Here is a 26,403-nt window from a genome sequence, read left to right as displayed (position 1 = left end):
GGCCTTCTTGGTTGTCCGGGATGTAATCAGTACGCGCGCGATCAATAGACCCGCGCCTTGGGCGGGATGTACTGCACATCGTTGGTCATGGTGTAGCTGTGCACGGGGCGATAATCGATCGTGGTCTTGCCGTCCCGATCGATCCACACCAGGGTGTGCTTCATCCAGTTCTTGTCGTCGCGGTCCGGATAATCCTCGCGCGCATGCGCGCCGCGGCTCTCGGTGCGGTTGGCCGCCGAGTCCATCGTCACCACCGCCTGCGCGATCAGATTGTCGAACTCCAGGGTCTCGACCAGGTCGGAATTCCAGACCAGCGAGCGGTCCGAGATCGCGATGTCGCCGATGCCGCCATAGACCTTATGGATCAGGTTATGGCCTTCCTGCAGCACCTCGCCGGTGCGGAACACCGCGCAATTGTTCTGCATCACATGCTGCATGCTCTCGCGCAGCTTCGCGGTCGGAGTGCCGCCGGAGGCATAACGGTAGCGGTCGAGGCGCCCGAGCGCCTTGTCGGCCGAGTCCTTCGGCAGATCCGGCTGCTTGCCGTTGGCGGTGAGCTTCTCGGCGAGACGCAGCGCGGCAGCGCGGCCGAACACGACGAGGTCGATCAGCGAATTGGAGCCGAGACGGTTGGCACCGTGCACGGACACGCAGGCCGCTTCGCCGACGGCCATGAGGCCGGGCACCACGGCGTTGTCGTCGCCATCCTTCTTGGTCAGCACCTCGGCGTGATAGTTGGTCGGGATGCCGCCCATGTTGTAGTGCACGGTCGGCACGATCGGGATCGGCTCGCGCGTGACGTCGACATTGGCGAAAATCTTCGCCGATTCGGAGATGCCGGGCAGACGCTCGGCCAGCACCTTCGGATCGAGATGGTCGAGATGCAGGAAGATGTGGTCCTTCTTCTTGCCGACGCCGCGGCCTTCGCGGATCTCGATGGTCATCGCCCGCGACACCACGTCGCGTGAGGCCAGGTCCTTGGCCGACGGCGCATAGCGCTCCATGAAGCGCTCGCCTTCGGCATTGACGAGGTAGCCGCCTTCGCCGCGGGCGCCCTCGGTGACCAAGCAGCCCGAACCATAAATGCCGGTCGGATGGAATTGCACGAACTCCATGTCCTGCAGCGGCAGGCCGGCACGCAGCGCCATCGCGCCGCCGTCGCCGGTGCAGGTGTGCGCCGAGGTGCAGGAGGCAAAGGCGCGGCCATAGCCGCCGGTCGCGAGAATGGTGGTCTGGGCGCGGAAACGGTGCAGAGTGCCGTCGTCGAGCTTGAGCGCGATCACGCCGCGGCAGGCCCCCTGATCGTCCATGATCAGGTCGATAGCGAAGAATTCGATGTAGAACTCGGCGGCATGGCGCAGCGCCTGGCCGTACATCGTGTGCAGCATGGCGTGACCGGTGCGGTCGGCGGCGGCGCAGGTGCGCTGCGCCTGGCCCTTGCCGTAATCCAAGGTCATGCCGCCGAACGGGCGCTGATAGATCTTGCCGTCCTCGGTGCGCGAAAACGGCACGCCCCAATGTTCGAGCTCGTAGACCGCCTCGGGCGCATTGCGCACCATGTATTCGATCGCATCCTGGTCGCCGAGCCAGTCCGACCCCTTGACGGTGTCGTACATGTGCCAACGCCAATCGTCCGGATGCATGTTGCCGAGCGAAGCGGAAATGCCGCCCTGTGCCGCCACCGTATGCGAGCGGGTCGGGAACACCTTGGTGATGCAGGCGGTGCGCAGGCCCGCCTCGCTGCAGCCGACCACGGCGCGCAAGCCGGCGCCGCCGGCGCCGATCACCACGACGTCGTAGGTATGATCCTCGATCGGATAGGCTTTCCCGTTCGTTGCGGGCGCGCCGTTCGCGCTGCCATTTGCACCGCCGGCCATAGGCTAGACTCCGGATGAAAGTTTGAAGATGGCGTAGATCGAGGCCAGGGCCACGGTCAGCGCGAAGAAGTTATTGGCCATGATCGCCACGAGCTTCAGCTGCTCGCTATGGACGTAGTCCTCGATCACCACCTGCATGCCGATCTTCATGTGCCAGCAGCTGGCGACGATGAAGAGCAGCATGATCATCGCGATCGGCAGCGAGCCGAGAATTTGCGCAGCACCCGCCTGGTTGCGGCCCAGCAGCATGATCACGATCACGACGATCGGAATGATCAGCAGCGTCATCGCCACTGCAGTGATGCGCTGGCGCCAGAAATCGCTGGTGCCGGAATGAGCCGCACCGAGATTGCGGACGCGGCCGAGCGGAGTCCGCATCGATTTTGTGCGTGCGTCGCTCATCGGCCGCCTCCCACCGCATAGGCCAGGATCCAGACCAGCACGGTCAGGAAGATGCCGCCGATCAGCGCGCCCCAGGTCAGCGCCTCGCGCTCGTTCGGCTTGAAGCCATAGCCGAGATCCCAGACGAAATGCCGGATACCGGAGAGCAGGTGGTGCAGCAACGCCCAGGTGAAGCCGAACACGATCAGCCGGCCGATGATGCTGGAGGTAAAGGCCTGCACGTAAGAATACGCGCTGGGCCCTGACGCCGCGGCGATCAGCCACCAAGCGAGCAGCAGGGTCCCGAAATAGAGCGCAACCCCGGTGGCGCGGTGGACGATCGACAAGATCATCGTCAACGTCCAGCGGTAGGTTTGCAGATGTGGGGAGAGAGGTCGTTCGATCCTGGCGTTCATTGTGCTTGATATATTCTTGTGGGCCGCAAGCAGCGCGCGCTTGTAAGCCCGTCGTGGATCGTGGAAGGCGGCCTTTATTTACGGAGTCGGAACAGCCAGCGCAACGATCAAATGGCCCAAAACCGAACCGGTGTTCAGTCCTACAGCTGCGAGCAGGTCGGGCGCCGCAGCGGGTCTTAAAAGAGACAATCCGCTCCGTGGTATACCAGACGGCGTGGGACCATCGCATGGAGCAACAGGAATTCACTTCTTTTGCGCGCATTCGGTGGAACGATCGGTTCGCAGTGCTCCACGCCAAGCCGCATCGCGCGATAGATTCATTTCTTGCGCGGACGCGCTTGCCGCATCGGTTTCGGCCGTATGCACGAGGTTGCGATGATGCTCGCGCAACCCTGCTCTCAGTCAACAGCAGGTCAGAGCTCGCCAGAAGATCGCCAGCACGCGGCCAGATGATCCACCAGGGCTCGCGTCTTGGGGGCGCCGAGCCGCGCGGCCGGAAACACCAACTGCACGGGCGTGGGCGGCAGTTCATACGCGGTCAGGATTCGCCGCAAGCGCCCGGTTTCGATGGCGTGCTTCACCTGCCAGGATGGCACCCGGGCGAGGCCGAGTCCCGCTGTTGCAGCCAACACCAGCGAGTCCAGGCTGTTGATCCAGAGCCGGCCTGATACGTGGATCTTCTGTTCGGCTCCATCCCGCACGCGGAAGCGCCAAACGGCGGCGCCCGGCGTGTCCGAGAATACCAGGCAATCGTGCCGGACCAGCTCGCGCGGCGATTGCGGCTCGCCGCGCCGGTCCAAATAGTCCGGCGCGGCGCAGACCACCATCGTGAGCTCGCCCAGCCGGTGCGCTATCAGCTGCGAATCCGGCAGACGTCCGATCCGGAGCGCGACGTGAATATCCTCCGCGAGGAGATCGACCGGGCGATCGAGCAGCAGCAGGTCGAGCGAGAGCTGCGGGTGGCGGCGCAGGAAGTCCGGCAGCACGGGCGCGATCAAGAGTCGTCCCATCAAGCTCGGCGCGCTCATGCGCAAGCGTCCCGTGAGCTGATGCTGGCTGGATGAGAGCGCCGCGTCGATCTCACGGACCTCGCTCAGGATCGTTTTGACCCGGTCGTAGAGCAGCCGCCCGGCATCGGTCAGCGCAAGCCGTCGCGTCGTCCGCAGCAACAGCTGCGTGCCGTAATGCGCTTCCAGCCACGCGACCTGTCGGCTGACCGATGTCAGCGAGGCGTGAGCGGCGCGGGCCGCGCCGGACAGGCTGCCGGCCTCCACGACATTCACGAAGGTCGCCATCGCCGAAAGCTGATCCACGCGTCATCCTTCCGCAATCTGCAAGAGAGCTGACCGGATTTGCCGGATACTCCCTGCATGCGGAAGAGTCTACATCGCGCTCCTGCGTTCTCTCATCCGTCCCCAGCGCCAGGATACGTCGTCGCACATGCCGGTTGCAGTCGATATCGGCGGGCTCGTCGAGCTCGCGCTCGCTCTCATCCTGGTCGGCGCGCTGTCCGGATTCCTCGCCGGCCTGTTCGGCATCGGCGGCGGCGCGATCCTGGTGCCGGTGCTCTACGAATGCTTCCGCATCGCCGGCGTCCCGCTCGAAGTGCGCATGCCGCTCTGCGTCGGCACCTCGCTGGCCATCATCATTCCAACCGCAATCCGCTCCTTTCGCGCCCATCATGCGCGCGGCGCAGTCGACCTCGCCGTGGTCCGCGCCTGGGCGGTACCGATCATCCTTGGCGTGATCGGCGGCAGCGTCATCGCCCGCTACGCGCCCGAGCGGCTGTTCAAGATCGTCTTTGTTGCCGTCGCATGGTCGGCCGCAGCGCGGCTGATCCTGGCCCGCGAGAACTGGAAACTCGGCGATAAATTGCCACGCGGCGGCCTGATGCAGCTTTATGGGCTCGCGGTCGGCGTCTTGTCGACCTTGATGGGGATCGGCGGCGGCCTGTTCTCGAACCTGCTGATGACCTTCTACGGCCGCCCCATTCATCAGGCGGTGGCGACATCGTCGGCGCTCGCGGTGCTGATCTCGATCCCCGGCGCATTAGGCTACATCTATGCCGGCTGGCCGGCAGCCGCGCGCTATCCCGACGTGATGGCGCTGCAGCTGCCGTTCGCGATCGGCTATGTTTCCCTGATCGGCGCGATTCTGGTGATGCCGCTCAGCCTGTTCACCGCGCCGGTTGGCGTACGCGTGGCGCATGCAATGGGCAAACGCATGCTGGAGGCGGCGTTCGGCTGCTATCTGTTCATCGTCGGCAGCCGGTTCGTGATCAGCCTGGTGTCAGGGCAATAACGAACTCCGCGCTCGCCCCGGCCTTGCCTGTCCTCCGTAGCGCGCAGAGCGTTCGCCGGGACGACATGTCACTTCGTATAGATATCCTTGTACTGGTCGCGCAGCACGTTCTTCTGCACCTTGCTCATCGTGTTGCGCGGCAGCTCGTTCACGATGAAGACGCGCTTGGGCATCTTGAACTTGGCGAGCCGTCCGTCGAGCCCCTTCAGCACGCTGGCCTCGGTCACATCCGCGTCCGCATGGCGCACCACCACCGCGGTGACGCCCTCGCCGAAATCGGGATGCGGCACGCCGATCACGGCCGATTCCACCACGCCCGGCATGGCATCGATCTCGCTCTCGATCTCCTTCGGATAGACGTTGAAGCCGCCCGAGATCACGAGGTCCTTGCCGCGCCCGACGATGTGGACGTAGCCCTTGGGATCGATCTTGCCGAGATCGCCGGTGATGAAGAAGCCGTCGTCACGGAATTCCGACTTGGTCTTCTCCGGCATCCGCCAATAGCCCTTGAAGACGTTCGGCCCCTTGACCTCGATCATGCCGATCTCGTCGCGGGCAAGCTCCTTGCCGGTTTCGGGATCGGCGACACGCACGGAGACGCCGGGCAGCGGGAAGCCGACCGCGCCGGGCACGCGCTCGCCGTCGTAAGGATTTGACGTATTCATATTGGTTTCGGTCATGCCGTAGCGTTCGAGCACGGCGTGGCCGGTGCGTGCGAACCATTCGCGATGGGTGTCGGCCAGCAGCGGCGCCGAGCCCGACACGAAGAGACGCATATGCCTGGTGGTCTCTTTGTTCAGATGCGGGTTCTGCAACAAGCGGGTGTAGAAAGTCGGCACGCCCATCAGCACGGTCGAGCGCGCCATCAGCTTGATGATCAGTTCGGGATCGAGCTTGGGCAGGAAGATCATCGAGGCCCGCGCAAACAGCGTGACGTTGCTCGCCACGAACAGGCCGTGAGTGTGATAGATCGGCAGCGCGTGGATCAGCACGTCGTCCTTGGTGAAGCGCCAGTAGTCGACCAGGGTGAGCGAGTTCGACGCCAGATTATCATGGCTCAGCATGGCGCCCTTGGAGCGGCCGGTGGTGCCGGACGTGTAGAGGATTGCCGCCAGGTCGTCGTTCGTCCGCGGCACGGTTGCGAACGCGCTGTCGGCCTTGTCCGCCGCCTCCGTCAGCGAGCCCTTGCCGCTCGCATCCAGCGTCTCGACCTTGGCGCCGACCTTGGCCGCAAGCGACGCGATGCCCTCTTCCTTCGACGGATCGCAGACCACCACCGTCGGCTCGGCGTCAGAGATGAAATAATCGAGCTCGTTCAGCGTGTAGGCGGTGTTGAGCGGCAAATAGACGCCGCCGGCGCGCACGGTCGCGAGATAGAGCACGAGGTTCTCGACGGACTTCTCGACCTGGACCGCGACCCGGTCGCCGGGCTTGACGCCGCGCGCCGCCAGGACGTTCGCCATCTGACCGGCGCGTGCGATCAGGTCGCTATAGGTGATCCGGCCGCCGTCCTGGGTTTCGATCGCAAGCCGGCTCGGATCGTCGAGTGTGTCGAACAGGCGGGAGAACAGGTTGGCGTTGGCAGCTTGGTTCATGCAACATTCCCCTGGAGCACGATCCGGAACAGCGACGGCCGGTTGCTCGGAAACATCATGCTCGACGATAGCGACGATAGCCGGGATGGCTGCCCCGAGCCTCGCGGTCGGGACGAGGCTGCAATAGCAAAAACGCCCTTTCGAAGGCAACGGAGACGGCCGGCCGAAATGTCGCGAAAGCGAATCCGACCACCCGGCCGGGTCGACACATCCGTCGTCTCAGTCCTTATCGCTTTCGAGCTGGAAGATCTGAGAACCGTCTCGGTTTGAGATCAGCCCCGTCTCTGCGTAGAGGTTGAGCTTGGTGCGGGTATCGGCGATGTCGAGGTTACGCATGGTCAGCTGGCCGATGCGGTCGGCCGGCGTGAACGCCGCGTCTTCGACCTTCTCCATGCTCAGCCGCTCGGGCTGATAGGTCAGGTTGGGGCTTTCGGTGTTCAGGATCGAATAGTCGTTGCCCCGGCGCAGTTCGAGCGTCACCTCGCCGGTGATGGCGCGCGCCACCCAGCGCTGGGCGGTCTCGCGCAGCATCAAGGCTTGCGAGTCGAACCAGCGTCCCTGATAGAGCAGCCGGCCGAGACGCATGCCGCTGATCCGATACTGCTCGATCGTATCCTCGTTGTGGATGCCGGTGACCAGGCGCTCATAGGCGATGTGCAGCAGCGCCATGCCGGGCGCTTCATAGATGCCGCGGCTTTTCGCCTCGATGATCCGGTTCTCGATCTGGTCGCTCATGCCGAGACCGTGACGACCGCCGATGGCATTGGCCTCGAGGAACAATGCGACCGGATCGGTGAAGGATTGGCCGTTCAGCGCGACCGGTTGGCCCTCCTCGAAACGCACGGTGACCGTCTCGGGCTTGACGACGCAATCGTCGCGCCAGAACGGCACGCCCATGATCGGATTGACGATCCGGATGCCACTGTCGAGATGTTCGAGATCCTTGGCCTCATGCGTGGCGCCGAGCAGATTGCTATCGGTCGAATAGGCCTTCTCGGCACTCATCTTGTAGGCGAAGCCATTGGCGGTCAGGAACGCCGACATCTCCGCGCGGCCACCGAGCTCATCGATGAACTGCTGATCGAGCCAGGGCTTGTAGATCCTCAGATTCGGATTGGTCAGCAAGCCGTAGCGATAGAACCGCTCGATGTCGTTGCCTTTATAGGTGGAGCCGTCGCCCCAGATGTTGACGCCATCTTCCTTCATGGCCGCGACCAGCATCGTACCGGTGACGGCGCGGCCGAGCGGCGTGGTGTTGAAATAGGTCAGGCCGCCGGTCGAGATATGGAACGCGCCGGATTGAATGGCGGCGATGCCCTCATGGACCAGTTGGGTGCGGCAATCCACGAGCCGGGCCTTCTCGGCGCCGAAGCTGAGCGCCTTGCGCGGGATCTCGTCGTAATCGGCCTCATCGGGCTGGCCGAGATTGGCGGTGTAGGCGAAGCAGCGGGCGCCCTTCAGCTTCATCCACAACAGCGCCGCACTGGTGTCGAGACCGCCCGAGAACGCAATGCCGACTTTTTCCCCTGTGGGCAGGCTTTTCAGGATCGTACTCATGGAGCTTCCAATCGGTCGTAGGTGCTGGTGCATCTGGTGCGGCGCTTCAAGTTGCCGCGAATATCAAATTTCCCAAGCTTGGGCACGGGTTTTTGGGCAGGCACCGATAGCGGGCTACCCCGCTCGAGCCGCAGGGCTGGTCCCGGCGGCGCGACGGCGGCGCACCAGCCGCAGCATCAGCCGGTAGCCGGGCCAGGCGAGGCGGGTCAGCGACGCATCGATGGCCTCGTCGGACAGGCGCGTGGACGGCCAGCGGTAAATGTAGCCGTGCAAGAGCCAGATCACGAGGAAGGTCACGAGACCGGCGGCGGCGACATCGGTGAAGAAATGCCCGCCAAAGGCCATGCGCAGCCCCGAGGTGACGAGCCCGAACACGGCCGCCGCGGCGTAGGCGATCGGGCGCACCGCAGGCGGGGTCAAGGCGGCCGGCGCCAGTGTCCAGAACGCGGTCGCGCCCTCGCCGGAGAAGAACGAGCAATTACGACCGCAACCGCCGCGCGGATCCCACCATGGCACGAAGGGCAGGTCCCCGCCGAACTCGGTCACCACCACCGGGCGCGGCCGGCCCCAATAGGATTTGAAGGTGGCGTTGGCGAGTACGATGGCCGACAGCGACAAGGTCAGCAACAGGAACGCGATGGTACGGCCCTTCACCAGCAGCGGCCGATCGGGCCGGATGAACTTCACCACCAGCGCAACGATGGAGGGAAGCGCGATCGCCCAGGCGATCCACATCGCGCCGTCACGCGCGAACGACGCATAGCCGTTGAGCTTCAGCGGAAATGCGTGCGTGACGGGATCATAGAACAGCGCGGCGAGCTTGAGGTCGAGCTCGGGATAGATCCCGAACACGATCCCGATGACGAGCGCGAGCGACAGTGCGACGAAAAGTCCGGTCCGGTTCATGGCGCGCGGTTTAGCCGACAACGTGAAAGGTGGAAAGCTCCACCGTTGTTCCGCGACGACCCCAACAGCCGACCCCGGAATCGCGGGATTTCGGGCTCGATGCCCCGGAATGACGGATGTTCACCGCACCGAGCCCGACGGCAAGGGCGGCGACGGCGGCAGCTGCCGCGGCGGTTCGCGCCAGGCGCCCGCGTTGCGACCGGCGATCAGCCAGTAGACGAGGCCGCCGACGATGCCGGCGCCGGTCAGGATCTCCAGGTGCCGCCGCACGATGCCTTCGAATTGGAACGTGTCCGGATCGAACGGCACCAGGCCGAGATAGCAGGCCGCACCGACCACGCCGCCGCCGATCGCGTAAGCCAGCACGCTGCGGATCGAGAATGCCTCCGTGATCAACGCGATCAGCATCGCCGGGAGCAGGGCGAAACCGGAGACGAAGATGAAGCCGAAGCCGATGATCACGTTCAGCGCACCCTGGTCGATCGGGCCCTCGCCAAGGTCGGAGAACTCCGGAAACAGGATCGCGATCACGACGATCAGCCCCGCAACGAAGCACGCGGCCAGGAAGGCGAACGCGATCACGAACAGGCGGCCGATCAGCGCCATGTTAGGCCCTCCCAACCGCAGTCATTGCGAGGAGCGTCAGCAACGAAGCAATCCAGCATCACTCGTGCGGTCCTGGATTGCTTCGCTTCGCTCGCAACGACGTACGTTTGGCATCTGACATTTACACTAATCGGTCATCGCCATGGCGCGCAGCGCCTGGCGTTCGCGCGCCGACAGTTTTTCCGTCTCCGATTTCAGCTGGCCGCAGGCGGCGAGAATGTCGCGGCCGCGCGGGGTGCGCACCGGCGAGGAATAGCCGGCGTTGAAGACATACTCCGAGAATTTCTCGATCTGCTCCCAATCCGAGCATTCGTAGCGCGAGCCGGGCCAGGGATTGAACGGGATCAGATTGATCTTGGCCGGGATGCCCTTGAGCAGCTTGACCAGGAGCTTGGCGTCGTCGAGCGAATCGTTGACGCCCTTGAGCATCACATATTCGAAGGTGATGCGCCGCGCATTCGAGGCGCCGGGATAGTCGCGGCAGGCCTGCAGCAGTTCGGCGATCGGGTACTTGCGATTGAGCGGCACCAGTTCGTTGCGGAGTTCGTCGCGCACCGCGTGCAGCGAGATCGCGAGCATGACGCCGATCTCCTCGCCGGCCCGAGCGATGTTGGGCACCACGCCGGAGGTCGACAGCGTGATGCGGCGACGAGAGATGCCGATGCCTTCGTTGTCCGAGACGATCAGCAGCGCGTCGCGCACCGCGTCGAAATTATAGAGCGGCTCGCCCATCCCCATCATCACGACATTGGTGACGAGCCTGTTGCCGTGCGGCGTCTCACGATCGGCCCAATCGTTGAGCCGGTCGCGCGCCACCATCACCTGGCCGACGATCTCGCCTGCGGTGAGATTGCGCACCAGGCGCTGCGTGCCGGTGTGGCAGAATGCGCAGTTCAAGGTACAGCCGACCTGCGATGAGACGCAGAGCGTGCCGCGGTCGGTCTCGGGGATGTAGACGCACTCGACTTCATGCGCCTTCTGCAAGGCATCGCCGCTCGGCAGCCGCAACAGCCATTTGCGGGTGCCGTCGTTGGAGATCTGCTCGGCGACCACTTCGGGACGGTCGACCGTGAACCGCTCGGCCAAGCCGGTCCGCGTCTCCTTGGACACGGAGGTCATCTCGTCGAACGACCTCGCTCCGCGGAAGTAGATCCAGTGCCAGAGCTGCTGCACCCGCATCTTCTGCTGCCGCGGCGGCACGCCGATCTCGCCCAGGCGCTCCGCAAGCTCCGCGCGCGACAGGCCGATCAGCGACGGCTTGGCCGGCGGCACGTAGGTTTCGAGCGGCGTTTTTTCGAGGGGCGCGGCGGTCCCGCGCAACTCGGCGGTCGATGACATCAGAATGGACCCAAATGCTGTGCCCCAGCCCCGGGCTGACGGCCGGAGGCGCGAGCCCCCCATATCGGCCCTATATAGCAAGCTTCGCTGCAATTGCGACCGGAACCGGCAAGGTTCGATGGACCTTTACCGCTTGCAATCCTGCGCGATGCGGTCGAGCGCCTGTGAGAGCCCCTTCAGCGAGAAGGTATCCACCGTCTCGGTGCCCTTGGCCGAGACCGCCTTGACGACGGCATCCGGGGCGCGGCGCATCGCTTCCACCAAGCGCTCCTCTTCCGCCGCGTTCTTGATCCATAGCCCGTCGCCTTGGGTGTACATCGCGTAGGACGCGCCGCCGACCTCCAGCGTGGAATCCGAGCCGGGTTTCGCGGCATAGCCGATCATGATCGAGACCTCGTTGAAGACCTTCTCGGACGGCCGCGACGAGACGAAGGCATAGGCCGGATCGCGCGGCCGGTTCGGCGGGCTGGTTTTGGATGAGGTCGGCTTGGCGAGCGCGAAGCAGACCTTCTTACCGGCTGGCGCTGCCGTATAGGCGCCCCAGCTTCCGAACTGGCCGATCAAGGTCGGCTCGGCCCCACCCACATTGGGTACGGCCGTCTTCGCCTCCTGCTTCGGCGCCACCTTGGGAGCTGCCTTCGGCGCTTTGGGCGCCGCGCTCTGCGCCACCGCAAGACTCGGACCGCCGAACACGAGCGCGCCGGCGGCCAGCGCTATCAGTCCTCGTCCAAAAAACATGATGAGAGTACTTCCCCCCTGGTGCCCCGACTCCGAAGTTCGCACCATAGTATATAATACCGCGCCGTCTTCGTTTGCGAACGTCTGAAATAGCAGAGCCCTAGCAAAGCATGAACAACTGCGGCTTTGAACTGGAAGCTCCGATGACGAGCGTGCAGAAGCAGCGATCAGAACTTCAAATTCGTCATGCGCCGCGGTGGTTCCATCAATATTGTGACTGGAAGATGGCCCCTCCGGCGCGTTCACGTCAAGCAACTCACAACCTAAGCGGGAGTCCGTCGCCGGGGAATTCAGATTGTGGCGCGGCAGCAAATCCGGCATGAGCACTGCCAAGCGAGTTCCCTGTTCGGACAGCGGCCCGGCAGCTTTGCCGCCGAGCCGTCAGCATCGGAAAGCGGGAGGCGCGCGGACCAAGAGGATCCAATAACAAGAACGTCAGGAGCGCTCATGAAAGCCATTCTCTGTTCCCAATTCTGCCAGCCGGACGATCTCGTGCTTGCCGACATTCCTGATCCCGTGGCAGGCCCCGGCGAGGCGGTGATCGCGATCAAGGCCGCTGCGCTGAATTTCTTCGATATCCTGATGATTCAGGGCAAGTATCAGGTCAAGCCGCCCTTTCCGTTTTCGCCGGGCGCCGAAGTCGCGGGCGTGATCGAGAGCGTCGGCGAAGGCGTCACCGATCTCAAGGTCGGCGATCGCGTGATGGCGTCGTGCGGCCACAACGGCGCGCGGGAAAAGATCGCGCTGCCGGCGGAAGCGATCGTAAAGATTCCCGACAATCTCGATTTCGACCGCGCTGCGGGCATCATCATCGTCTACGGCACGGCACTGCATGCGCTGGACGACCGTGCAAGGGCGCAGCCCGGCGAAACCCTGGCCGTGCTCGGCGCCGCCGGCGGCACCGGGCTTGCCGCCTGCGAACTCGGCAAGCTGATGGGCTTGAAGGTCATTGCGTGCGCCTCCAGCGACGAGAAACTCGCTTTCGCCAAGGCGCATGGCGCCGAGCTCACCTTGAACTACGCCAAGGACGATCTGAAAGAAGGCCTGCGCCGCCTGACCAACGGCAAGGGTGCCGATATCATCTTCGATCCGGTCGGAGGCGCCTACGCCGAAGCCGCGCTGCGCTCGATCGCGTGGGAAGGCCGCTTTCTGGTGATCGGCTTTGCTGCGGGCGAGATTCCGAAGATGCCGCTCAACCTCGCGCTCTTGAAGGGTTGCGATATCCGCGGCGTGTTCTGGGGCGCCTGGACCCGCATCAACCCTGCCAAGCATCGCGCCAATCTCGAGAAGCTCGCGCAGTGGACCGCTGACGGCAAGCTGTCGTCCCATGTCGATCGCGTCTTCCCGCTAGCGCAGACGGCCGATGCGTTGAAGGTGCTCGGCGGCCGTCAGGCCATGGGCAAGGTCATCCTGCATCCTTGACGGCGGCGGCGAATGCGGAAGCGGCGTTCTCGGCACGAGCCCGGGCGCCGGTAATTTGGTCGACAGCGTGGCGCGCACTTTGCGCCACGCGCCACGACCTCGTCACATTCGGCAGGGCCGCATTCTCCCGCGCAAAACCTTCGCGTGCATCTTGTAGATAATGCTAAGCGGGAGATGTATCCGACGGTGCAACAATGCCACAACCGCCGATAAATCGACATGGGCCGAAATCAATTTGCCGACCAAAATCGAAAACCGCGCATCCAATAACAACTACAACCAAAAAAAATTGTGGCACGGTTAATTCGGCCACTTAGTTACTGTTCTACTTAAGATTCCGACTTCTTCTTCTCGCCGATTTGCTGGCCTTTGCCGCGGCCAAATCAAGAAATCTCCAGATTCACGCCAAACCCGTCCACTTTTGGGCTGATTCGGATAGTCAATTAGTTCAAGGCAAATGGGGTGCCTCCGGCAAAATGCGACTGGCCCTGAGAGCTGACAACTCGGGGCCACAATTGTTGCGTGAAGATGATGGGGAACAGCTATGGGTGAGCGTAGGAGCTACGGTCGGTCACACGACGGAGTTTCAGGTAGTCCCGACTTCAGACCCTTTCCAGAAGAGGCTGCGCAAGAACGCTCGCAGGTCTACCGTTTCGGACGATCGACTCAGGACAGCTATCCCTCCGACGAGTCGATGCCGATGTTCTTGTCCGACTACGACAATGAACAGGACGGGACGGAATTCGCCTATGAGGAGCACTGGCCGGCGCGCCGGCGGCGCCCATCCATATCGTCACGGATCCTGCTTGCGGTCGTCGCCGCAGCCGGCGTGGCGATGGTGTTCGCGCTGGTCACGTCGGACGCGACGCGCGACCTGATCGCCACCGCCAAGGCCTCGATCATCGGCGCGCCCGCCGATCCGACCGCACCGCCGCAGCCCGCTGACACGCAATTGACCGCGCGCGACCTGCAGCTGAACGAGCCGGCCAGGGTCCCGCCCGCGCCGGCCCCCGTCGCCAGCCCGGTGCAGACCGCCTCCGTCGCGCCGAGCCGGGAAGACATCGCCAACGCCTACCAGGCCGCGCTGCAGAACCGCGCCGCTGTCGACCCCGCGGTCACGACACCGCAGCCGGCACCCGCCGCGCCGCCTCCGGCAGCGACACCGGCCGTCACCGCGCCCAATTCGATCACCGCGCCGGGCGCGGCGACTGCGATCGTGGCACCGGCCATCGTCGGGCCATCCATCTCCACGCCGATGCAGTCGCAGCAACCCAAGGCGCGGCGCATGGATCCTGACGAACTCGCCGGCATCATGAAGCGCGCCAAGAGCCTATTGGCGGCCGGCGACATCCCGGCCGCGCGCCTGCTGCTCGAGCGTGCTGCCGACGCCCAAGAGGCCGGCGCCGCGCTGATGTTGGCGCAGACCTACGACGCTCAGGTGCTGGGGACGAGCGACGTGCGCAACATCAATGCCGATCCGGCGGCAGCGCGCACCTGGTATCGCCGTGCAGCGCAGCTCGGCTCGGCCGAGGCGCAGCGGCGGCTCGATCAATTGCAGAATTAAGTTCAGATTTTTTCAAGGCAGGGGAACACATGACACCTTTCAGCAGGCTGGCAGCACTTGCTGCCATCATGACGATGGGCGCGTTCAGCGCCCAGGCGGCGGACGAGTATGATCCCGCCAAAGTCAGCGACAGTCTCAAGGCCGTCTTCCAGTTCGGTTCGAACCAGACCAAGCAGGCCCTTAACGCCAATACAGTGACGATGATCACCGGTACCATCGGCGGCACCTATGTGCAGTTCGGTGCCGACCTCGCCTCCGTGCTCGACGACGGCAACAAGCTGCGCGTGCTGCCGATCGTCGGCCGCGGCTCGGTGCAGAGCGTCGCCGACATTCTGTTCCTGCAGGGGGTGGATCTCGGCGTGGTGCGTGCCGACACGCTCGACTATCTCGAGCGCAAGGGCTTCGCGCACGACATCAAGAAGCAATTCACCTATGTGACCAAGCTCTACAATGAAGAGATGCAGGTGATCGCGCCGCTCGCGATCCGCAATCTGCGCGACCTCGACGGCAAGCGGGTCAGCGTCGACCTGCCCGATGGCGGCACCTTCGTCACCGCCTTGACCACGTTCGAACGGCTCGGGCTCAATGCCTCCAACTTCCGCTACATCGAACAGCGCATCGCGATGGAGAAGCTGAAGAAGGGCGAGCTCGATGCGGTGATCGTGGTCGGCGGCAAGCCGTACAAGTCGGTCAGCAATTTCGTCAACGACGGCGGTCGCTTCCATCTGGTGAACGTCGATTATGACCGACCGCTGCAAACCGACTACCTGCCGGCAACGCTCACGTCGAAGGATTATCCGAACCTGATCGCCGAAGGCGACAAGGTCGACACCATCGCCGTACCGGCGGTGCTCGCCGCCTACAACTGGGCGCCCAACACCGACCGCTATCGCAAACTGTCGCTGTTCGTCGACGCCTTCTTCGCCAAGTTTCCGAGCTTCCAGAAGCCGCCCTTCCATCCGAAGTGGAAGGAGGTCTCGCTGTCGGCGCCGCTGGCGGGCTGGCAACGCTTCCCCTATGCCAAGCAGTGGCTGGAGACCCATTCGTTCGAAAGTTCGGGTGCGGCGCGCGACCGCTTCGACGATTTCGTGAAGCAGAGCGACGCCGGCAAGGGCCTGCAGAGCGAGGCCGATCGCGAGGCCCTGTTCAAGCAGTTCCAGGCCTGGGAGGCCGAGCGGAACGGCAGCCCGCGGACGCAGACGCGGCAGCGCTGAGGCTGTAGCCGATCAGCTGCTCAAGCAAACAAAAGCCCCGCGGTCATGCCGCGGGGCTTTTCTCTTGCGTTATTCTCACGCGCACATCGCGTGACCTCGGCGGACGCCACGTGCCGTGCACTGGTGCCGCCACCGGACAGCTAATTGGCCTTGTCCTCTTCGTCCCCCTCCAGCCCGCGCTTTAGCGCGGCGCGTGCGGCGGCGCGATGATCGGGGGTGATGTGCGAGGCGACCATGCGGATGGCCGTGGCGAGCACGGCCGCATCGTCGGTGAAGCCGAGCACCGGCATCACGTCCGGAATGAAATCGAACGGCAGGATGAAATAGGCGATGGCGCCGAGCAGCGCGGCCTGGACGTGACGCGGCGTCTCACTGTCGAACGCGCAGTAATAGGCGGCGAGCAGGTCTTCGGCGAAGGGCAGCTTCGCCATCACCCGCTTGAACTTGGTCCAGAACCTGCGGCGCACACTATCGCGGTCGCGCGCGAGGCGGTCGGCCGGTTCGAAACCCACAGTATAGTCGGTGGTGTCGGATGCCACGTTTGGTTCCCCTCGTGCCGCGATCCTAGCGGCCTGCCGCCACAAGATGTGGGGATGGCTCCGCGACCCGCAAGCCAGATAAGGGAGGAGAGCACATTATGCGCCCATCTGCGCTGCGATCGCATCCATCGCCTTGGCCAGTTCGATATCCAGCTTCGTGACGCCGCCGGCGTCGTGTGTCGCCAGCACCACCTCGACGGTACGGTAGACATTGCGCCATTCCGGATGATGGTCGCGCTTCTCGGCCACCAGCGCGACGCGGCACATGAAGCCGAAGGCCGCGTTGAAATCCTTGAAAGTGAAGGTTCGCCTGATCGCGTCGCGGCCGTCCAGTTCGGTCCAGCCGGAAAGCTCGCCCAGGGCCGCGGCCCGCGCCTCGGCCGACAATCGCTCCGCCATGATCGCCTCCTCTCGCTAACGTTCCGCTGATCGGACCCGCCGCCCTGCCATCGGCCTGCCCGGTATGGCCATACTGTCCGCCCTCGCGCCCGCCGTCGCAAGGGGAACCTTCCCGACATCGATCCCAAACCATGCATTCGCATCGTTCGCGGAACCGATCCCGCCGGTCGAGCCCAGCGCATCCCGGTAACCATGACGCAGATGTAACCCTCTTCAGGCAAGATATTTGCTACAAGTTTGGCCTAGCGGCTCGGAACCAGACCCATCGGCGACTGTCGCCAGCGCGATCATGGGAGGATTGGACCTGGTGGAAGCTCAGATCCCGACAAAACCGCGCTCGCCGGTTCGCCCCGTCGTGTTCATCGTCGTCGCCGGAATCCTGGCGATCGTCGGCGCGCTTATCGGCGGCTATTACTTTGCGATGCGCCCGGTGCCGCTAAAGATCGCCGTCGGTCCTCCCAACAGCGACGATCTCAGGGTGGTGCAGGCGCTGACCCAGGCGTTTTCGCAAAATCACGGCTATGTCCGCTTGCGTCCGGTGCAGACCGAGGGCGCCGCCGAAAGCGCGCAGGCGCTCGCCGAAGGCAAGGTCGATCTCGCCATCATCCGCGGCGACCTCAACGTTCCGAAGAACGCGCAGGCCGTGGCAACGCTGCGCAAGAACGTCGCGGTGCTATGGGTGCCGCCGGCCAAGGGCCGGAGGAAGGGCGCGAAGATCACCAAGATTTCGCAGCTCGCCGGCCGCAAGATCGGCGTCATCGGCCGCACTCCGGCCAACGTCAATCTGCTCAAGGTGATCCTGCAGCAATATGGCGTCGATCCCGGCAAGGTCGATATCCTGCAATTCCCGATCACCGAGGCCATCGACGCGGTGCGCAGTCAGAAAGCCGACGTCTGGCTGGCTGCGGGACCTGTCAACAGCAAGATCACGACGGAGGCGATCGCAGCCTCCACCAAGGATGGCGGCACACCGACCTTCCTTGCGATCGATTCTGCGGAAGCGATCGCGCAGAATCATCCGGAATATGAAGCGGCCGACATCCCGGCCGGCGCCTTCGGCGGCTCGCCCGACCGGCCCGAGGACGAGGTGAAGACGATCAGCTTCAACCACCACATCGTGGCGCGCAAAGGCTTGGCGGAATCGACCGTCTCCGCCTTCGCCCGCCAGCTGTTTTCGGTGCGCCAGCAGCTGATGTCGGAATTCCCGTTGGCTGCGAAGATCGAGACCCCCGACACCGACAAGGACGCCGCGATCCCAGTGCATCCGGGAGCGGCCGCCTTTGTCGACGGCGAGGAGAAGACCTTCCTCGACCGCTACAGCGATTACATCTGGTGGAGCCTGATGGCGCTCTCGGCGATGGGCTCGATCGGTGCCTGGTTCGCCGGCTATCTGAAGAAGGACGAGCGGTTCATCAACAGTTCGATGCGTGACCGGCTGCTCGAAATGATCACGATCGCGCGCAAGAGCGATTCCCCCGAAGAGCTCGACAACATGCAGAGCGAAGCCGACGACATCCTGCGCAACACGCTTGCCTGTTTCGAGGATGGCGCGATCGAGCACGCCGCGCTCACCGCCTTCAACATCGCGCTCGAGCAGTTCCACAATGCGGTCGCCGACCGCAAGCTGATCCTGATGAGCATGCCGCAGACCCCGCCGCGCGCCGGCACCGGCAACGGTCCCCAATTGCGCGCGACCGGCACCTGATACCAAGGCAAGTCCAGCCGCGATGCAACGCTGGCGCTTCACCGCCAGCCGACGTCAGCTTCGTGGACCGACATCGGAACGGCTCGCAAAATCCTCCCCTGTGGCGCCTTCGCGTAATCGCGCTGTCATCGAATTTTCCTAGCTCTTCGGTCGTACATTCGGGCGCGACTCGCCGCCGCCCCGGAGGAGATATTCATGACGATCCGAATCCCACGCCGCGCTTTCCATGCGCTCTCCCGCCGCCGCTTCCTGTCCACCGCGGCCGCAGCCGGCGTCAGCACGCTGGCCATGCCTTACCTCAGCCGCGCCGCCGACCGGCCGCAGATCACTCACGGTGTGCAGTCCGGCGATGTGAGCAGCGACGGCGGCGTGATCTGGTCGCGCGCCGACCGACCCGCGCAGATGCTGGTCGAGGTCGCCACATCAGACACGTTCAAGGACGCCCGCGCGCTGCCGCCGATCGCAGCGCTGCCGGAAAGTGACTACACGGCCAAGATGCTGGTCGAGAACCTGCCCGGCGGCCAGGATATCTTCTACCGCGTCAAATTCCGCGACTTGTCGCATCCCGACATCGAGAGCGAGCCGGTCGTCGGCCGCTTCCGTACCGCGCCCTCGGACAAGCGCGATGTCAGCTTCGTCTGGGGCGGCGACGTCGCCGGGCAAGGCTGGGGCATCAACCCGGACGACGGGGGCATGTTCACGTTCTCGACCATGAAAAAGCACCGGCCGGACTTCTTCATCCACTCCGGCGACACCATCTACGCCGACGGCGTGATCGCATCCGAGGTGAAGCTTTCCGACGGCAAGCTCTGGAAGAATCTCACCATCCCGGAGAAGGCCAAGGTCGCCGAGACGCTCGACGAATTCCGCGCCGCTCACAAATACAATTTCCTCGACGACAATGTCCGCGCCTTCAATGCCGAGGTGCCGATCTTCGTGCAGTGGGACGATCACGAGGTCACCAACAACTGGTCGGCCTCGAAGGATCTTCCAGCCGCCTACAAGGAGCGCAACATCCAGCTGCTGGCGGCGCGCGCCGCGCGCGCCTTCCACGAGATGTATCCGCTGCGCGAAAGCATTGTCGAGCCCGGTCGCGTCTATCGCAGCATCTCCTATGGTCCGCATCTCGACGTGTTCATGCTGGACGAGCGCTCCTATCGCGGTCCGAACAACCCGAATCAGCAGACCGAATACGGTCCCGATGCCTATTTCCTCGGCCCCGAGCAGATGCGCTGGCTGAAGCGGGCACTGTTGAACTCGCGCGCGACCTGGAAGGTGATCGCTTCCGACATGCCGCTCAGCCTGATCGTCTATGACGATGCCGCCAACAAACGCGGCTCTGAAGCGTTCGCGCAAGGTGACGGTCCGCCGCGCGGCCGCGAGCTCGAGATCGCCGAGATCCTCCGCTTCATCAAGACGGCGCCGATCCAGAACACGGTGTGGCTGACCGCCGACGTCCACTACGCCGCCGCGCATTACTACAATCCGGACAAGGCGCAATTCCAGGACTTCGAGCCGTTCTGGGAGTTCGTCTCGGGGCCGCTGCATGCCGGCACGTTCGGACCGAACGAGCTCGACAACACGTTCGGCCCCGAGGTGCGCTTCATCAAGGCGCCCGGCCTCGACAAGCAGAACCTGCCGCCGTCGGCGGGCATGCAGTTCTTCGGCCACGTCAAGATCGAAGGCGCCACCGGACAGATGACAGTGACCTTGCGCGATCGCGCCGACATCGCGCTGTGGTCGACCACGCTCGATCCGAAGCTGGAGTGAGTGCCGCCGACGATTTCTCCCGCGGCCGTCCTTCGAGACGCTCGCCTCCGGCGAGCTCCTCAGGACGAGGGCCTGTTTTGCGGCAAAATGACAGACCCTCATGGTGAGGGCGCGGCGAAGCCGCGCGTCTCCGGACGATGCTTCGCCGGGAGAACCATGAGGCCCGAAGCTACAGTCATATGCGATTGCCCTGCCGCTTGCCGGGAAAGGGAATTTAGTAGCGGTGCGATCAGCTCCGCTCGCTACGTCTTCCGCCGCAGCGCCGCTTCCAGTGCATCCGTCGGGCAAGGCTTCTGCAGCCGCGGCCGGTCGGAGAATTGCGCGGGCACGCGGTCGGCGTCATAACCGGTCGCAAAGGCGAACGGGATCTGCAGCGCAGCCAGCCGCTCAGCCACGGCGAAGCTATTGCCGCGCACCAGTCCGACATCGAGCAGCGCGAAATCCGGCGCGCGCTGCTCGATCATCACGAGCGCGTTCGCGACGTTGGCGGCAACACGCACGGTCGGCACGCCGAAGCCGAGGATCGTATCTTCGAGGCCGAGCGCGATGATCGGATCGTCCTCGACGATCAATATGTCCTGATAAAGCTCCGGCAAGCCGAGTTGCGAAGCGGTCATGAGCGGGGTTCCAGAGATGAAGGACGGCCCCCGCAGCCAGCGCCTTCGCACAAGCACGCCGGCGGGTTCCTGGAACGAAACCACCATACCAGAGTTCCCCTGTCGGTCCACTTCTGTACATAGCGTGAAACAAATCGACAGGGCCAACACTGAGCCAAGAGGGCGGAGAATGGCAATGCTGGGTCAGGGAGTGACGCCGCTCTCGCGCGAGCGGCCGTACAATAACTTGCTGCGCCGATTGAGCATGACCGACTATGCACTGCTCTCTCCGCATCTGGCCGAGGAGCAGACCTCGGCCGGGGACCTGCTGTACAACCCCGGCGACGACGTGCAGATCGTGCACTTTCCCTGCGGACCGGCCCTTGCCTCCTATCTGGTCGCGAACGAGGATGGGCGCGACGTCGAGACCATTCTGGTGGGGCGCGAAGGCGCGGTCGGCGGCATCGTCAGCCAGGGCTTTCTGCCCGCCTATACCCGCATCGTCGTCAAGTTCGCCGGCCCCTTCGTTCGTCTGCCCGTCACCAAGCTCGACGCTGCCAAGCTGCAGTCGAAGACCTTGCGCAGCGTGTTCGCGCGCTACGCCGACTGCATGCTGGCCCAGATGTTCCAGTCCACCGCCTGCAACGCGATCCATTCGATCGAGCAGCGCACGGCGAAATGGATCATCGCAGCCATGGAGCGGACCGATGGCGACCCGACCGTACCGTTGACCCACGAGCAGCTCGCCACCTTGCTCGGGGTCGGCCGCAGCTATGCCAGCCGCGTGCTCCAGACCTTCAAGGCCGAGGGCATCCTGGAGACCCGGCGTGGCGCGATCACGGTCCGCGATACGGAAGCCCTGAAGCGGCGCTCCTGCCTCTGCAACGAGGCCGTGAAAGGCCATTTCGAGGAGGTACTCCGCGGCGTCTACCCGAGCGAGCAGGCGGCGGCTGGCTGATCTGGCGGGAACCGACAGCCCGGCACAGGACTTCGCACGTCGGCGCACCAACCAGGATTGTCATTGATTGTCATTGTTTTTTGGTAGTTTCTGCCTATATTGCGGCGCAACGCGTCAGGTTTGCCCGGTCCTTTTGGCCGGGCTTCCTTTTTGAGGGCGGGATGCCCTCTCCGCCGCAGACCAGTTTCGCGAGCGCGCTCCATAGCTAAACAACTGATTTCCCTGCAGGAGCGCGCGCCGCCGGGGACAGAGCACGAGCTTAAGAAAGCTTAAAGAAGCAAGTCATGAACCTTCGCAACATCGCCATCATCGCCCACGTCGACCACGGCAAGACCACGCTCGTCGATCGCCTGCTGCAGCAATCCGGCACCTTCCGCGAGAACCAGAAGGTCGCCGAGCGCGCCATGGACTCCAACGACCTGGAGCGCGAGCGCGGCATCACCATCCTGGCGAAAGCGGCCTCGGTGCAGTGGAAGGACACGCGCATCAACATCGTCGACACCCCCGGCCACGCCGATTTCGGCGGCGAGGTCGAGCGCATCCTCAACATGGTGGACGGTGCGCTGGTGCTGGTCGACGCCGCCGAGGGTCCGCTGCCGCAGACCAAATTCGTGGTCTCCAAGGCGCTCAAGGTGGGGCTGAAGCCGATCGTCGTCATCAACAAGGTCGACCGCCCGGACGCACGGCCGACCGAGGTCATCAACGAGGTGTTCGATCTGTTCGCGGCGCTCGACGCCAGCGAGGAGCAGCTCGACTTCCCGATCCTCTACGGCTCGGCCAAGCAGGGCTGGATGGCCGACAGCCCGGACGGTCCGAAGGACCAGGGCATGCAGCCGCTGTTCGACCTGGTGCTGCGCCATGTGCCGGCACCATCGGTCGAAGAGGGGCCGTTCCGTATGATCGGCACCATCCTGGAAGCCAACAACTTCCTTGGACGCATCATCACCGGGCGCATCACCTCGGGCAGTATCAAGCCGAACCAGGCCGTGAAGGTGCTGAACGCCGAAGGCAAGGTTGTCGAGCAGGGTCGCATCTCCAAGATTCTGGCGTTCCGCGGTATCGAGCGCGTGCCGCTCGACGAGGCCGAAGCCGGCGACATCGTCGCCATCGCTGGCCTCAGCAAGGGCACCGTCGCCGACACCTTCTGCGACCCCACCGTCGAAACGCCGCTGCCGGCGCAGCCGATCGATCCGCCCACGGTGTCGATGTCTTTCATCGTCAACAACTCGCCGCTGGCGGGCACCGAGGGTGACAAGGTGACGAGCCGCATGATTCGCGACCGCCTGCTGCGCGAGGCCGAGGGCAACGTCGCGCTCCGCGTCGTCGAATCCGTCGACAAGGACGCCATGGAAGTGTCCGGCCGCGGCGAATTGCAGCTCGCGATCCTGATCGAGACCATGCGCCGCGAGGGCTTCGAGCTGTCGGTGTCGCGCCCGCGCGTCGTTCTGCAAAAGGACGAGGCCACCGGCCAGTGGCTGGAGCCGATCGAGGAGGTCGTGATCGACGTCGACGAAGAGCATTCCGGCGTCGTCGTGCAGAAGATGAGCGAACGCAAGGCCGAGATGATCGAGATGCGCCCGTCCGGCGGCAACCGGCTGCGGCTGGTGTTCTACGCGCCGACCCGCGGCCTGATCGGTTACCAGGGCGAACTGCTCACCGACACCCGCGGCACCGCGATCATGAACCGCCTCTTCCACGGCTACGCCCCGTACAAGGGCGAGATCGCCGGCCGCCGCAATGGCGTCCTGATCTCCAACGACCAGGGCGAGGCGGTGGCCTACGCGATGTTCAAGCTGGAAGACCGCGGCCCGATGATGATCGAGCCGGGTTGGAAGGTCTATCGCGGCATGATCGTCGGCGAGCACACCCGCGACAACGACCTCGAGATCAACGTGCTCAAGGGCAAGCAGCTCACCAACATCCGCACCACCTCGAAAGACGAAGCCGTCCGGCTGACGCCGCCGATCAGGATGACGCTGGAAAAGGCGCTCGCCTATATCGAGGACGACGAACTGGTCGAGGTGACGCCGAAATCGATCCGGCTGCGCAAGAAGCATCTCGACCCGAACGAGCGCAAGCGCGCCGAAAAGACCAAGGAAGCGGTGGCGTAAGCACGCTCCTGCTCCCTCCCCGCTTGCGGCCGGGCTGTCTCATATGGCCCAAGCAGGGTCGCGGCCTCATGGTTCGAGACGCGCGGCTTTGCCGTGCCCTCACCATGAGAGGCTACGATCTCACCGCAAAGATGGCCTCGTCCTGAGGAGCTCGCCGGAGGCGAGCATCTCGAAGGACGGCCGCGGGCGAGATCGTCCGGCCGCATTTACCCATATGCGATTGCCCTGCCGCTTGCGCGGCGAGGGAGCAATTGCCGCGACGCCTCGGCACCTTCAGCGCCGACGGCGATCGACCAACTCTCTCCTCGTCATTGCGAGGAGCGAAGCGACGAAGCAATCCAGAGGGCGGCCGTGGGAGGATTCCTGGATCGCGTCGCTACGCTCGCGCTGAGCGCGATTCGCGATCATCCCCCACCATCCGCAAGAATTCCCGCGCCGCCATCGTCTGGTGATGCTCCTTGTGACGCAGGCTGAAGAAATGCCGTTTGGGCAGCGGGATATTGGCGACAGCCAGCAGACCCGCCTTCAAGGCGCGGACCACGACCAGGCGCGAGATCACGGTCACGCCGGCACCCGCTTCGACCGCACCGCGCACCGCCTCGTTGGAGGGCAGATCGAACGCGACATCGAGCTCGCGTGGATCGACGCCGAGCTCAGCGAGCGCAGCCTCGAACACCGCCCGTGTCCCCGAACCCGCCTCGCGCAGCACCCAGCGCGCCGACCTCAGATCGCCGGCCGTGACCGACGATGCTCGGCACAGCGGGTGATCGGGCGGCCCGACCAGCACCAGTTCGTCATCCGCGACCGGCTGCGCCGCGAGCACGGGATCGTCGACATTGCCCTCGACGAAACCGAGGTCCGCCGAACCTTCGCGCACGCGCGCGGCCACCTGCTCGGTGTTGCCGATCGCGAGCGAGAGCGTGATCGCCGGATGCGCGGCATTGAACTTGTGAATGAAGGCGGGCAGCCAATAGCCGGCGATGGTCTGGCTCGCGGCCAGCGACAGCTGCCCCCGCCTTAGCCCGGCGAGATCGTCCAGCACAGCCTCTGCGCTCGCGACGCGGGCAAGGATGCTCCTGGCTTCGACGAGGAACGTCTTGCCGGCGGCGGTGAGCACGATCCGGCGGCCGACGCGGTCGAACAATTTGGTTTGATATCGCGCTTCGAGCGCGGCGACCGCCGCCGATGTGGCCGATTGCGTCAGGTTGAGGTCGCGCGCGGCTTGCGTGACATGCTCGCGGGTCGCGACCGCAACGAAGATCCTGAGCTGCTCGAGCGTCATGACGTCCTAACTTGTGAGCTTCACCAGCGTCAGGCTGAAGCTTGCGATGAAGACGAAGGCGAGCAGGCCGAGCGTGAGCGGCCGCAGGCCCTTGGCCTTCAGCTTGGCGAAATCGGTTTCCAATCCCATCGCGGCCAGCGCCATCGACAGCAGGAAGGTGGTCGCGGTCACGATGACGGTTCTGGCCTCCGCCGGAATGGTGACGATGCTGTTGATGCCGACCAGCGCGATGAAGCCAAAGATGAACCAGGGCAGCGGCGCCTTTGCACTGGCGTGAGCATGGCCGCCATGACGGGCGCGGCGCGCTGCCAGCAGGCCGAGCGTGATCACGACGGGCGCCAGCAGCATCACGCGGGCGAGCTTGGCGATGGTGCCGAATTCGCCGGCCTGCTGGCCCTGCTGGAAGGCGGCGGCCACCACTTGTGCGATCTCATGGATCGAGGCGCCGCTCCACAGACCATAGGCGTGGGCATCGAGGTGCAACAGCGCCGGCAACAGCGGATAGCTGAACATCGCGATCGAGCCGAACACGGTGACGCAGGCCACCGCATAGGCGACGTCCTCGTCGGGCGCACGGGTGACCGTGTTGGTGGCGATCACGGCCGAGGCGCCGCAGATCGAGGTGCCGGCCGCGATCAGTTCGGTCAGCTTGCGTTCGACGCCGAGCAGCCGCCCCATCCACACCGTGAACAGGAAGGTGCCGGTGAGGCTGAGCGCGATCACGAGAAGCCCGCGCGCGCCGACCTCCACCACCTGCTCGGCGGTGAGCTGCAAGCCGAGCAGCACGATGGCGAGCCGCAGCACCCGCCGGAGCGAGAAGGTGACGCCGGCCTTGGCCCGATGCGGCGTCCCGATCAGGTTGTGGAAGGCCATGCCGGCGACGATAGCCAGGATCATCGGACTGAACACCGCCAGGCCTGGAAGCTGGCGCAGGGAAAAGCCGGCGCCGGCGATCGCCGCCGAGAGCAGGAGGCCGGGCACCAGCGCCGGAATACCGTGCTGAAGGGGCGCGTGGACACGGAAGTCATGATGCGGAACGGCGGTGGGCGCATCGGCGGCGAGTTCGTGCGACGGGGCAGTCATGAAATAATCTCCCACGTGGGCGGCTGGGAGGAGAATTTCACACCC

The 26,403-nt window shown here is 64.5% G+C and carries 23 protein-coding genes; 8 read left to right on the top strand and 15 right to left on the bottom strand.

Features of this window, described 5'->3' with window-relative positions:
• Window positions 1-41 precede the first annotated feature (41 nt).
• The 4 genes from sdhA to QXZ85_RS09450 all read right to left on the bottom strand — a co-directional run bounded on the left by sdhA (window position 42) and on the right by QXZ85_RS09450 (window position 3,987).
• Complete coding sequence (sdhA, locus tag QXZ85_RS09465) at window positions 42-1,877, bottom strand: succinate dehydrogenase flavoprotein subunit (RefSeq protein WP_316173985.1); 1,836 nt, start codon at window positions 1,875-1,877, stop codon at window positions 42-44.
• Window positions 1,878-1,880: 3 nt separating this feature from the next.
• On the bottom strand, window positions 1,881-2,255 hold the full coding sequence (gene sdhD, locus QXZ85_RS09460; RefSeq protein WP_315703131.1) for a succinate dehydrogenase, hydrophobic membrane anchor protein: 375 nt from the start codon (window positions 2,253-2,255) through the stop codon (window positions 1,881-1,883).
• Window positions 2,256-2,275: 20 nt separating this feature from the next.
• Window positions 2,276-2,674 carry a succinate dehydrogenase, cytochrome b556 subunit gene (gene sdhC / locus QXZ85_RS09455; protein ID WP_315702142.1) on the bottom strand — a complete coding sequence of 133 codons (399 nt, stop codon included), beginning with the start codon at window positions 2,672-2,674 and terminating at the stop codon, window positions 2,276-2,278.
• Between the two features lie 413 nt (window positions 2,675-3,087).
• Window positions 3,088-3,987, bottom strand: a complete 900-nt coding sequence (locus tag QXZ85_RS09450) for a LysR family transcriptional regulator (RefSeq protein WP_315702143.1) — start codon at window positions 3,985-3,987, stop codon at window positions 3,088-3,090.
• 127 nt (window positions 3,988-4,114) lie between these two features.
• On the opposite strand from QXZ85_RS09450, the gene QXZ85_RS09445 reads away from it, so the two are divergent.
• Entirely contained in the window at window positions 4,115-4,975 is an 861-nt protein-coding gene (locus QXZ85_RS09445; protein ID WP_315728070.1) for a sulfite exporter TauE/SafE family protein, read from the top strand.
• Window positions 4,976-5,043: 68 nt separating this feature from the next.
• Here QXZ85_RS09445 and QXZ85_RS09440 read toward each other — a convergent pair whose 3' ends face one another.
• From QXZ85_RS09440 to QXZ85_RS09415, 6 genes are all read right to left on the bottom strand, one after another.
• Window positions 5,044-6,570, bottom strand: a complete 1,527-nt coding sequence (locus QXZ85_RS09440; protein ID WP_315728073.1) for a malonyl-CoA synthase — start codon at window positions 6,568-6,570, stop codon at window positions 5,044-5,046.
• Window positions 6,571-6,789: 219 nt separating this feature from the next.
• Window positions 6,790-8,127: an argininosuccinate synthase gene (argG, locus tag QXZ85_RS09435; RefSeq protein ID WP_315702146.1), complete on the bottom strand. Its 1,338-nt coding sequence runs from the start codon at window positions 8,125-8,127 to the stop codon at window positions 6,790-6,792.
• 114 nt (window positions 8,128-8,241) lie between these two features.
• Window positions 8,242-9,033 (bottom strand): phosphatase PAP2 family protein, encoded by a 792-nt coding sequence (locus tag QXZ85_RS09430; protein ID WP_315702147.1) that lies wholly within the window; start codon window positions 9,031-9,033, stop codon window positions 8,242-8,244.
• 120 nt (window positions 9,034-9,153) lie between these two features.
• Entirely contained in the window at window positions 9,154-9,639 is a 486-nt protein-coding gene (locus tag QXZ85_RS09425; protein WP_315728075.1) for a hypothetical protein, read from the bottom strand.
• A 126-nt stretch (window positions 9,640-9,765) separates the two neighbouring features.
• On the bottom strand, window positions 9,766-10,977 hold the full coding sequence (gene rlmN / locus QXZ85_RS09420) for a 23S rRNA (adenine(2503)-C(2))-methyltransferase RlmN (protein WP_315702149.1): 1,212 nt from the start codon (window positions 10,975-10,977) through the stop codon (window positions 9,766-9,768).
• Window positions 10,978-11,103: 126 nt separating this feature from the next.
• Window positions 11,104-11,715, bottom strand: a complete 612-nt coding sequence (locus tag QXZ85_RS09415; RefSeq protein WP_315702150.1) for an invasion associated locus B family protein — start codon at window positions 11,713-11,715, stop codon at window positions 11,104-11,106.
• Window positions 11,716-12,162: 447 nt separating this feature from the next.
• On the opposite strand from QXZ85_RS09415, the gene QXZ85_RS09410 reads away from it, so the two are divergent.
• From QXZ85_RS09410 to QXZ85_RS09400, 3 genes are all read left to right on the top strand, one after another.
• Window positions 12,163-13,137: an NADPH:quinone oxidoreductase family protein gene (locus QXZ85_RS09410; RefSeq protein ID WP_315702151.1), complete on the top strand. Its 975-nt coding sequence runs from the start codon at window positions 12,163-12,165 to the stop codon at window positions 13,135-13,137.
• A gap of 544 nt (window positions 13,138-13,681) precedes the next feature.
• Window positions 13,682-14,701 (top strand): hypothetical protein, encoded by a 1,020-nt coding sequence (locus QXZ85_RS09405; RefSeq protein ID WP_315702152.1) that lies wholly within the window; start codon window positions 13,682-13,684, stop codon window positions 14,699-14,701.
• A 68-nt stretch (window positions 14,702-14,769) separates the two neighbouring features.
• Entirely contained in the window at window positions 14,770-15,915 is a 1,146-nt protein-coding gene (locus tag QXZ85_RS09400; protein WP_409977482.1) for a TAXI family TRAP transporter solute-binding subunit, read from the top strand.
• Between the two features lie 140 nt (window positions 15,916-16,055).
• Here the strand turns inward: QXZ85_RS09400 and QXZ85_RS09395 are convergent, their stop codons facing one another.
• Together QXZ85_RS09395 and QXZ85_RS09390 are read right to left on the bottom strand one after the other, a co-directional pair.
• A complete protein-coding gene (locus QXZ85_RS09395; RefSeq protein WP_315765837.1) occupies window positions 16,056-16,454 on the bottom strand; it encodes a YkvA family protein in 399 nt (132 codons plus the stop codon).
• 96 nt (window positions 16,455-16,550) lie between these two features.
• Window positions 16,551-16,853 carry a 4a-hydroxytetrahydrobiopterin dehydratase gene (locus QXZ85_RS09390; protein WP_315702155.1) on the bottom strand — a complete coding sequence of 101 codons (303 nt, stop codon included), beginning with the start codon at window positions 16,851-16,853 and terminating at the stop codon, window positions 16,551-16,553.
• Between the two features lie 355 nt (window positions 16,854-17,208).
• Between QXZ85_RS09390 and QXZ85_RS09385 the strand changes: the two genes are divergently transcribed.
• Window positions 17,209-18,558, top strand: coding sequence for a TAXI family TRAP transporter solute-binding subunit (locus QXZ85_RS09385; protein ID WP_315703132.1), 1,350 nt, complete (start codon window positions 17,209-17,211; stop codon window positions 18,556-18,558).
• A gap of 195 nt (window positions 18,559-18,753) precedes the next feature.
• On the top strand, window positions 18,754-20,328 hold the full coding sequence (locus QXZ85_RS09380; protein ID WP_315761496.1) for an alkaline phosphatase D family protein: 1,575 nt from the start codon (window positions 18,754-18,756) through the stop codon (window positions 20,326-20,328).
• A gap of 242 nt (window positions 20,329-20,570) precedes the next feature.
• Here QXZ85_RS09380 and QXZ85_RS09375 read toward each other — a convergent pair whose 3' ends face one another.
• Window positions 20,571-20,945, bottom strand: a complete 375-nt coding sequence (locus QXZ85_RS09375) for a response regulator (protein WP_315702157.1) — start codon at window positions 20,943-20,945, stop codon at window positions 20,571-20,573.
• Window positions 20,946-21,120: 175 nt separating this feature from the next.
• On the opposite strand from QXZ85_RS09375, the gene QXZ85_RS09370 reads away from it, so the two are divergent.
• A complete protein-coding gene (locus tag QXZ85_RS09370) occupies window positions 21,121-21,882 on the top strand; it encodes a Crp/Fnr family transcriptional regulator (protein ID WP_316173982.1) in 762 nt (253 codons plus the stop codon).
• A gap of 284 nt (window positions 21,883-22,166) precedes the next feature.
• Window positions 22,167-23,993 (top strand): translational GTPase TypA, encoded by a 1,827-nt coding sequence (typA, locus tag QXZ85_RS09365; RefSeq protein ID WP_315702159.1) that lies wholly within the window; start codon window positions 22,167-22,169, stop codon window positions 23,991-23,993.
• 376 nt (window positions 23,994-24,369) lie between these two features.
• Here typA and QXZ85_RS09360 read toward each other — a convergent pair whose 3' ends face one another.
• Both QXZ85_RS09360 and QXZ85_RS09355 read right to left on the bottom strand, forming a co-directional pair.
• The gene (locus QXZ85_RS09360) at window positions 24,370-25,275 is read right to left on the bottom strand and encodes a LysR family transcriptional regulator (RefSeq protein ID WP_315702160.1); all 906 of its coding nucleotides are present in this window, start codon (window positions 25,273-25,275) and stop codon (window positions 24,370-24,372) included.
• Between the two features lie 6 nt (window positions 25,276-25,281).
• Window positions 25,282-26,358, bottom strand: coding sequence for a YeiH family protein (locus QXZ85_RS09355; protein WP_409977688.1), 1,077 nt, complete (start codon window positions 26,356-26,358; stop codon window positions 25,282-25,284).
• Window positions 26,359-26,403 lie beyond the last annotated feature (45 nt).

Source organism: Bradyrhizobium sp. SZCCHNGR1005 (assembly GCF_032489995.1).
Lineage (GTDB): Bacteria > Pseudomonadota > Alphaproteobacteria > Rhizobiales > Xanthobacteraceae > Bradyrhizobium.
This window is presented reverse-complemented; position numbering and strand designations above follow the sequence as displayed.